The 7,306-nt window shown below is 69.1% G+C and carries 5 protein-coding genes; all 5 read right to left on the bottom strand.

Annotated elements, in window-relative coordinates:
• Positions 1–13 precede the first annotated feature (13 nt).
• Positions 14–2,077: a transcription termination factor Rho gene (gene rho, locus NF4_RS33435; protein WP_063131399.1), complete on the bottom strand. Its 2,064-nt coding sequence runs from the start codon at positions 2,075–2,077 to the stop codon at positions 14–16.
• A 312-nt stretch (positions 2,078–2,389) separates the two neighbouring features.
• The gene (thrB, locus tag NF4_RS33430; protein WP_063131406.1) at positions 2,390–3,337 is read right to left on the bottom strand and encodes a homoserine kinase; all 948 of its coding nucleotides are present in this window, start codon (positions 3,335–3,337) and stop codon (positions 2,390–2,392) included.
• 26 nt (positions 3,338–3,363) lie between these two features.
• The gene (thrC, locus tag NF4_RS33425) at positions 3,364–4,425 is read right to left on the bottom strand and encodes a threonine synthase (RefSeq protein ID WP_030522408.1); all 1,062 of its coding nucleotides are present in this window, start codon (positions 4,423–4,425) and stop codon (positions 3,364–3,366) included.
• Between the two features lie 77 nt (positions 4,426–4,502).
• Positions 4,503–5,864 carry a homoserine dehydrogenase gene (locus tag NF4_RS33420; protein ID WP_063131405.1) on the bottom strand — a complete coding sequence of 454 codons (1,362 nt, stop codon included), beginning with the start codon at positions 5,862–5,864 and terminating at the stop codon, positions 4,503–4,505.
• A 24-nt stretch (positions 5,865–5,888) separates the two neighbouring features.
• Positions 5,889–7,304, bottom strand: a complete 1,416-nt coding sequence (lysA, locus tag NF4_RS33415) for a diaminopimelate decarboxylase (protein ID WP_063131398.1) — start codon at positions 7,302–7,304, stop codon at positions 5,889–5,891.
• Positions 7,305–7,306: the final 2 nt, after the last annotated feature.

Here is a 7,306-nt window from a genome sequence, read left to right as displayed (position 1 = left end):
CAAATAAACACAGCTACTCGTCGAGCGCACCCGGTGCGGTCTTGGAGACCTGCATCAGGAACTCGAGGTTGTTCTTGCTCTTGCGCAGGCGGTCGATCAGCAGGTCGATCGCCTGGTGGGAGTCCAGACCGGACAGGACGCGACGCAGCTTGTGCAGGACCGCGGCCTCGTCCGGGTTGAGCAGCAGCTCGTCCTTTCGGGTGCCGGACGGGTTGACGTCCACCGCGGGGAACACGCGCCGTTCGGCGATCTTGCGGTCGAGTTTGAGCTCGGCGTTACCGGTGCCCTTGAACTCCTCGAAGATCACCGTGTCACCGGTCGAACCGGTTTCCACCATGGCGGTGGCGATGATGGTGAGCGACCCGCCGTTCTCGATATTGCGCGCCGCGCCGAGGAACCGCTTGGGCGGGTACAGCGCGGTGGAGTCGACACCACCGGACAGGATGCGTCCAGAGGCCGGCGAGGAGTTGTTGTACGCGCGGCCCAGACGGGTGATCGAGTCGAGCAGCACCACGACATCCTTGCCCATCTCGACCAGGCGCTTGGCCCGCTCGATGGCCAGTTCGGCGACCGAGGTGTGGTCGGACGGCGGCCGGTCGAAGGTGGAGGCGATGACCTCACCCTTCACCGAACGCTGCATATCGGTGACTTCTTCGGGACGTTCGTCGACCAGCACCACCATGAGGTAGCACTCGGGGTTGTTGATCGCGATCGCGTTGGCGATGTCCTGCATGATCGTGGTCTTGCCGGCCTTCGGCGGGGACACGATCAGCGCACGCTGGCCCTTACCGATCGGCATGATCAGGTCGATCACCCGGGTGGTCAGCTTGTTCTGCTGGGTTTCCAGGCGCAGCCGCTGGTTCGGGTACAGCGGGGTCAGCTTGTTGAAATCGGGCCGGCGCTTGGCCGAATCGATTTCGGCGCCGTTGACGGTGTCCAGCCGCACCAGCGGATCGAACTTCTGCCGCTGGTTGCTCTGTTCGCCGTCGCGCGGCGCGCGGACCGCACCGGTGATCGCGTCACCGCGACGCAGGCCGTTCTTACGGACCAGATTCATCGAGACGTAGACGTCGTTCGGCCCGGCCAGGTAGCCCGACGTGCGCACGAACGCGTAGTTGTCCAGCACGTCGAGGATGCCCGCGACCGGCTGGAGCACATCGTCTTCGCGGATCTCGGGCTCGCGCGATTCAGCGCCGCCCCCTTCGCGGTCGCGGCCCCGGCGACGCTCGCGGAACCGGCGGCCACGGCGGCCACGGCCGCCTTCCTCGTCGTCGCCACCGCGATCGCCGCCGCCCCGGTTACCGGAGCCACGCTGATCGCCGCCCTGGCCCTGCTGGCCCTGGTTGCGGTCGCGACGGCGTTCGCCCTGCTCGCCGTCCTTGCTGTCCTGCTTGGCGCCGTCGTTCTTCGCGCCGTCCTGCTGCTTGGCGTCCTCGCCGGCGGGCTCACCGTTCTTGGGCTGCTGGTCGCGACCACGACGTTGGCGGCCGCGGCCGCGCTGGCCGGAATCGCGGCCCGAATCCTCGGCACCCTCGGCCGGCTTGTTGTCGGCTCTGCCGTCGGTCTTGCCGCCGGCTTGGGTGTCCGCGGCAGTGCCTGCGGTGCCGTTGGCGGTCGCCGAGCCGTTGGTGGCGGCCTGGCCGGGCTTGCCCTTGTCCGCGGAGTCCGTGTTCGCCGCGGTATCGGCGGCGGGCGCTTCGACCGCGGGAGCCGACGCGGCGGCGGGCGCGGCCTCGACGGCAGGCGCCGCGGTCCCGGCCTCGGCAGGCTGGTCTGCGGTTTTACGTTCTTTGGCAGCCTTCGCGCGGGTGCTGCGCTCCGCGGCGGCGGGTCTGCCGGCCTGGTTTTCCTTGATGGCGGCGATGAGATCACCCTTGCGCATACCGGAGGTGCCTCGAATTCCGAGTTCCCCTGCCAGTGCGCGCAACTGCGGCAACAACATTCCAGTCAGCCCCGATCCGATGTCGGTGTTCTCGCTCATCTTCGAAGAAATCTGTCCGGAGTCACTTTCGCGGTTGCCCGAGGGTTCGGAGTCGGATTCCACCCCGGGTGTCGCGAGCAGGTCCGTATCTGTCACGGAGATCCTTTCCTTCCCTCGATGGCCGTGTGCTGTGTCGAGGGTTCGTTCCGTAGCCCGATCTCGCTGCCGGACTCGGATTTGTAGCCGTATCGCCTGCCCCTCCGGGACCGGGTGCTTCACCACCGCTGGAAAAGGTGGAAGAGATCATTCCAGTTGAGCGGCTGCGCGGCACCCCCATGGCATGAGGGCTCGAGCCTGGAGCCTGCTGGAGCGATTGCCCTGATGAAGCACCGGCGTCTGATGCGCGCGATGTACGGACCTGCCCAGGATAGCGGGCAAGTACGAAGGTCGGCAAGGCGGACGCGCCCGTCAGCCGATCTGCACGCCTTCCGCGATGCCCGGCTCGAAGATCCGGAGCCCGTCCGCAGCGGCCGGCAACCGTAATTCTTCGGGAAACGCGCTGGTCATGAGGGCGAGCACGGTGGGACCCGCACCGGAGACCGTGGCCGCGATGCCGGCATCACGCAGCCGCTGGATCCACGCGGTGGTCAGCGGCAGCGCGGGGGCGCGCTGAGTCTGGTGCAACCGGTCCGCGGTGGCCGGGAGCAGCAGGTCCGGACGCTGGGTCAGCGCGACGACCGCCAGCGCGGCCCGGCTCGCGTTGAACGCCGCGTCCCGGTGCGGTACCAGTTCGGGCAGCAGCCCGCGGGTCTGCGCGGTGGAGGACCGCTCGTCGGGCACCAGGACGACCGGATGCACCGTGGGATGCGCATCGAGGCGAACCGCCCGGTAGAGGCGTTGCGGGGCGCCGATATCGGTATCCGGGCCGGGGCCGGTCTCGGTCCAGGACACGACGATTCCACCGAGCACACTGGCGGCGGCGTTATCGGGGTGGCCTTCGAATTCCGAGGCGAGCTGCACCAATTGATCGGTGTCCACCGCCAGGGACGGATCGAATTGCGCGGCCAGCGCGCGCCCGGCGGCCAACCCGCCGACCACGGCCGAGGCGGATGAACCCAGTCCGCGGGAATGCGGAATCGCGTTCCGGCACAGCACGTCCAGGCCGTCGGCCCAGATACCGGCCGATTCCAGCCCGCGTTCGATCGCTCGCACCACCAGATGCTGTGGCCCCCAGGCCACCTCGTCGGCGCCTTCGCCCTCCATCCGGATGTTCAGGCCGGAATCGGTGCTGCGCACCTCGATCTCGTCGTAGATCCCCAGGGCCATACCCAGCGAATCGAAACCGGGCCCCAGATTCGCGGTGGAGGCCGGCACCCGGACCGAGACGGTGATACCGGCCGGCAGGGTCGGCGCCACGAGCCGGCTTTCGCGCGTATCCACCCTCAGGCCAGTTCGAGTCGTGCGGCCACGGCGACCGGATCGACCTGGATGGCCTGCACCTCGGGCATGCCGAGCAGGGCGGTATCGGGGTCCTTGAGACCGTTTCCGGTGACCGTGCAGACCACTGTCTGTCCGGGCTCCAGCCAGCCCTCGGCATGGGCGGCCAGCACACCGGCGACACTCGCCGCCGACGCGGGCTCCACGAAAACGCCCTCTTCGGCCGCGACCAGGCGGTACGCGTGCAGGATCTCCTCGTCGGTGGCCGCGCGGAACGCGCCGCCGGATTCCTCCTTCGCCGCCACGGCGCCGTTCCAGGAGGCGGGGGCGCCGATCCGGATAGCAGTGGCGATGGTTTCCGGGTGGCTGACCGGGGCGCCGTTGACCAGCGGGGCCGCCCCGGCGGCCTGGACGCCCAGCATGCGGGGGAGCGTTTCGGTCACGCCGTCGGCCCGGTATTCGCGGTAGCCCCGCCAGTAGGCGGTGATGTTTCCGGCGTTGCCCACCGGCAGCGCATGCACATCGGGGGCCCGGCCGAGCACATCGCAGATCTCGAAGGAGGCGGTCTTCTGCCCCTCGATCCGGGCCGGGTTCACCGAGTTCACCAGGCCGATGGACGGAAAGTCCGAGGTGACCTTACGGGCCAGTTCCAGGCAGTCGTCGAAATTGCCCTCGACCTGGATGACCTTCGCGCCGAGCATCACGGCCTGGGCCAGTTTGCCCATGGCGATCTTGCCCTGCGGGATGAGCACCGCGCAGGTCATCCCCGCGCGGGTGGCGTAGGCGGCGGCCGAGGCGGAGGTGTTACCGGTGGAGGCACATAAGACCGCCTGCTGACCGCGGTACTTGGCATCGGTCATGGCCATGGTCATACCGCGGTCCTTGAACGAACCCGTCGGGTTGGCACCCTCGACCTTCAGGTACACCTCGCAGCCGGTGAGCTGCGACAGATGCGGCGCGGGCACCAGCGGGGTCCCGCCCTCGAAAAGTGTGACCGGTTCCCAGTCGGCCGCGCCCGCGAGCCGGTCGCGGTAGGCAGCGATGAGCCCGGGCCAGCGGGAGTGCACTCCGGCCTGCGGGGCGACTCCGGCGGCCGGCCCACCCGTCGCGGCGCCCCGCACCGAATCGCTGCGCGATGCTGTTGTCATTCCTCGGTGCCTTCCAATCTCAGAACGCTGGTGACAGATGTGACGGATTCCATACCCGACAGCGCGGCGACGGTCTCCGAGAGCGCCGCCTCGGTCGCGAGATGGGTCACGACCACCAGGCGCGCCTTGTCGTCGTGACCCTCCTGCCGGACGGTCGAGATGCTCACTCCGTGGTGGGAGAATTCGCCCGCCACCCTCGCCAGTACGCCGGGACGGTCTTCGACCTTCAGATTCACGTGATAGCGCGTCGGGGTGTCGCCGATCGGCGCGATCGGAAGCTCAGCATAGACCGATTCGCCCGGCGCCCGGCCACCGAAGAATTTATTCCGGGCGGCCATGACCAGGTCGCCCAGTACGGCCGAGGCGGTCGGCGCCCCGCCGGCGCCCTGCCCGTAGAACATGAGCCGACCGGCGTTCTCGGCCTCCACGACCACCGCGTTGAACGCTCCGGTCACCGCGGCCAGCGGATGTTTGCGCGGGATAAGCGCCGGATAGACGCGCACCGACACCCGGTCCTTGCCGCCTTCGGCCGGGGTGGGTTCGCCCGCGCCCGCCGGTACCCGCTCGCAGATCGCCAGCAGTTTGACGGTGCAGTCCAGGGCGGACGCGGTCTCCAGGTCCTCGGCGGTGATCGCGGCTATGCCCTGGCGGTAGACGTCGGCGGCCGTCACGCGGGTGTGGAAGGCCAGCGAGGCCAGGATCGCGGCCTTCGCGGCGGCGTCGTAGCCCTCGACGTCGGCGGTCGGATCGGCTTCGGCGTAACCGAGACGGGTCGCTTCGGCGAGGGTGTCGCCATAGTCGGCACCCGTCTCGTCCATGGCCGAGAGGATGAAGTTGGTGGTGCCGTTGACGATGCCGACCACCCGGTTCACCCGGTCGCCCGACAGCGACTGGATGAGCGGCCGCACCACCGGGATGGCACCGGCCACCGCGGCCTCGAAGTACAGGTCGGCGCGGCTGCGTTCCGCGGCGGCGGCCAGTTCACCGGTGTAATCGGCCAGCAGCGCCTTGTTGGCGGTGACCACGGACTTCCCGGCGTTGAGCGCGGCCAGGATGAGTTTACGGGCCGGATCGATACCGCCGATGACCTCGACGACCAGATCCACATCGGGCCGGGCCACCAGGGCCTCGGCATCCGTGGTCAGCAGTTCGGCGGGTAGTCCGCGGTCGCGGTCGAGGCTGCGCACCGCGACTCCGCGCAGGGTCAGCGGCGCGCCGACCCGCGACTGCAGATCGTCGGCGTGATCCCGCAGGATCCGCACGACCTCGCGGCCCACATTGCCCATCCCCAGTACCGCGATGCCGATCGGGCGGTCCGGCCCCCATCGACCAGGTACCACCTCGGCCCCCTCTGGCATGCTCGCCCCTTTCGTCGCGTCCATTCAGACCTCCAGGCCGAGCAGGTCCTCGACCGTTTCCCGGCGCAGGATCAGCCGGGCCGCGCCGTCGCTCACGGCGACGACTGCGGGACGGGTCAGCATGTTGTACCGGCTCGACATGGAATAGCAGTAGGCACCGGTGCCGGCGACCGCGATGAGGTCCCCCGGACCCGCATCGGCCGGCATCCAGGTGTCACGGATGATGATATCGCCGCTCTCGCAGTGTTTTCCGACAACGCGGGCGACCACCGGCGGCGCCTCGGAACCGCGGGACACCAGCTGGCAGTGGTAGTCGGCCTGGTAGAGCGCGGGCCGGATATTGTCGCTCATCCCGCCGTCCACGCTCACGTAGCGGCGGCGCAGGCCACCGTCGAGCGAGACGTCCTTGACGGTGCCCACTTCGTACACGGTCACGGTGCCGGGGCCGGCGATGGCGCGGCCCGGTTCCACCGCGATACGCGGAACGGGCAGCCCGGCGCGTTCGGCCTCCTGGGCGACCAGTGCGCGGAGTTTCTCGGCGAACGGGTCCAGCGGCGGCGGATCGTCGGAGGGCAGATAGGAAATACCCAGACCGCCGCCCAGATCGAGCAGCGAGATCTGCGCGGTGCGCTCGACACCGAATTTGTCGACCGCTTCGCGCAGCAGGCCCAGCATCCGATGCGCGGCGATTTCGAAACCGTCGATTTCGAAGATCTGCGATCCGATATGGCTGTGCAGCCCGACCAGCCGCAGATTATCGGCCTCGAATACCCGGGCCAGCGCTTCCATGGCGTCGCCGCCGGAAATGGAGAAACCGAATTTCTGGTCCTCGTGCGCGGTGGAGATGTATTCGTGGGTGTGCGCCTCGACGCCGACGGTGACCCGGACCAGGACGTCCTGGACGACCCCGGCGGCACCGGCGACGGCTTCCAGCCGCTCGATCTCGATCAGCGAGTCGACCACCACGTGGCCGACTCCGGCCGCCACCGCGGCCTCCAGTTCGGCCACCGATTTGTTGTTGCCGTGCAGGGCGATCCGCTCGGCCGGAAAGCCCGCGTGCAGCGCGACGGCGAGCTCACCTCCGGAGCACACATCCAGCGAAAGCCCTTCGTCGCGGATCCAGCGGGCGATCTCGCCACACAGAAAAGCCTTGGACGCGTAGTGGACTCGCGAATCGGACCCGAACGCGCGCACCATATCGCGGCAGCGGGACCGGAAATCGTCCTCGTCCACCACGAACAGCGGTGTCCCGAACTTCGCGGCGAGTTCGGTGACCGGCACCCCCGCCAGCCGGACCACATCGTCGGCGCCGCGGGTGGCGTTGCGCGGCCACACCTGCGCGGGCAGGTCGATCAGCTGCCGCGGATCGGCCGGGCGTTCCGGCAGGCTCGGGGCGTGCGGTATCTCGGCGTGCCGGGGCCCGGCGGGATGGACACTCATCG

The organism is Nocardia fusca NBRC 14340, assembly GCF_001618425.1.
Taxonomy (GTDB): domain Bacteria; phylum Actinomycetota; class Actinomycetes; order Mycobacteriales; family Mycobacteriaceae; genus Nocardia; species Nocardia fusca.
Note: the sequence above shows the minus strand (reverse complement) of the source record. Positions and strands in the feature narration are given on the sequence as shown.